Here is a 2,174-nt window from a genome sequence, read left to right as displayed (position 1 = left end):
TTGACTGTTATGGCAAGTGAGGTGAACTAGTATGTTTCGATTAACCAATAAGTTGGCCATATCCAACTTAATCAAAAACCGCAAACTCTATTATCCGTTTGCTTTATCTGTCATTTTGGCAGTCACTATCAGCTATCTCTTTTACTCTCTAGCCTTTAATCCTAAAATTGTGGATTTACGTGGTGCATCAGCTATTCAATTTACCCTACAACTAGGGCTTGTCGTTGTGACACTTGCATCTGCCATTATCGTGCTTTATGCCAATAGTTTTGTCATGAAAAATCGCTCCAAAGAACTGGGTGTATATGGCATGTTGGGCTTAGAAAAACGCCATTTGATTGGTATGACCTTTAAGGAACTCTTGATATTTGGGCTAGTAACAGTCACTGCTGGGATTGGAATTGGTGCCCTCTTTGATAATCTGATTTTCGCTTTACTACTAAAACTTGCAAAGATGAAGGTAGAGTTAGTTGCAACTTTCCAATGGTCTGTAGTGCTTTCAATCCTTCTGGTATTCGGTTTTATCTTTTTAGTCATCGTTTTCCTGAACGCTGTACGCATTATCCGTATGGATGCTCTACAGCTTTCTAGAGAAAAAGCGAAGGGTGAGAAGAAGGGGCGTTTCCTAGTTCTTCAGACACTTGTAGGGCTAATTACTCTAGGTGGTGGCTACTACCTAGCACAAAGCGTAAAAGATCCAGTTTCAGCGGTCTTAACTTTCTTCATAGCCGTTATGTTGGTCATTTTTGCAACCTACCTCCTATTCAATGCAGGTATTACAGTTTTCTTGCAGTTGCTCAAGAAAAACAAGAGATATTACTACCAACCAAATAACCTCATCTCTGTTTCTAACCTTATCTTCCGTATGAAGAAAAATGCTGTCGGATTAGCAACCATTGCCATCCTTTCAACCATGGTTTTGGTTACTATGTCTGCAGCTACTAGTATCTATAACGGATCTGAGAATATGAAAAAACTCATGTATCCTCACGATTTTGATGTTAAGGGACAACATGTAGAAGTTGAAGATTTAGATAAGCTTTTGACTCAATACGCTAGCGAAAAGAACCTAACCATCAGCAATAAGGACGTCCTCAATTATGCAAGTTTCGGTCTTTCGAGTCAAGACGGGACTAAATTAACCACCTTTGAAAAAGGGCAAAACAATGTCATGCCTAAGACAGTCTTCCTGGTTTTTGATCAAAAAGATTATGAAAAAATGACTGGACAAAAGCTAAACCTTACTGGTAATGAAGTAGGACTTTGGGCTCGAAATGATCAACTTAAAGGTCAAAAAGTATTTAGTCTGAACAATCAGGACTATACGATCAAGCAAGAAATCCAGCAAGATTTTGCTATGAATCATGTTTCAAATCAATATGTTCTCTTGGTATCGGATTATAACTATCTAGTTGTACCAAATCTTCAAAACTTTTTGGAACAGTACCAAGATTCCGCTGTCTACACTCAGTTCTACGGTGGTATGGATGTAACTGCTAGTCAAGAGGAACAGTTAAAGCTAACTGATGATTTTGATGCGTATGTGAACAATTTTAGTCATAATCTCAAGAGTGAAGATGCTATGGTTTATAATGGAACTACTAAAACTGATGCAATTGCTGAAATGAACGCTCTCTTTGGTGGAATTCTCTTTATCGGTATTTTCCTCTCTATCATCTTTATGATTGGAACTGTACTCGTTATCTACTATAAACAAATCTCAGAAGGTTATGAGGATCGTGAACGCTTTGTCATCCTGCAAAAAGTGGGCTTGGATCAAAAACAAATCAAACAAACCATTAACAAGCAGGTCTTGACTGTTTTCTTCCTCCCTGTAATCTTTGCTTTCCTACACTTGGCTTTTGCCTATCATATGTTAAGTTTGATTCTTAAGGTCATTGGGGTTGTAGATACAGCTATGATGTTAAGCGTAACTCTTACCATTTGTGGCATCTTTGCCCTCATCTACGTACTTATCTTTATGATTACTTCAAGAAGCTATCGTAGAATTGTTCAAATGTAAAAACAGAAACATCAAAAAAGAGAGTGGGACAGAAATCGTTAATTCGTTAGGATTCGATTTCGTCGTCCCACCTCCGCACAGTTGAGAAGGACTGTAAAAGCTGATGAAATCAGCGTAGTAGAGCCCACTCAACCACTGCGTCTTGCTCGAC

General features: G+C 38.4%; 1 protein-coding gene. It reads left to right on the top strand.

Annotated elements, in window-relative coordinates:
• Positions 1-31 precede the first annotated feature (31 nt).
• Entirely contained in the window at positions 32-2,023 is a 1,992-nt protein-coding gene (locus tag ADM33_RS09520; protein WP_049504804.1) for an ABC transporter permease, read from the top strand.
• The last annotated feature ends 151 nt before the right edge of the window (positions 2,024-2,174 follow it).

Origin of the sequence: Streptococcus oralis, from assembly GCF_001075875.1 — a bacterium.
In the GTDB taxonomy this organism is placed as follows: Bacteria; Bacillota; Bacilli; order Lactobacillales; family Streptococcaceae; genus Streptococcus; species Streptococcus oralis_I.
This window is presented reverse-complemented; position numbering and strand designations above follow the sequence as displayed.

Excerpts from the sequence above, each read along its gene's own strand:
- ADM33_RS09520 (WP_049504804.1), top strand. The coding sequence starts at position 32 with ATGTTTCGATTAACCAATAAGTTGGCCATATCCAACTTAATCAAAAAC.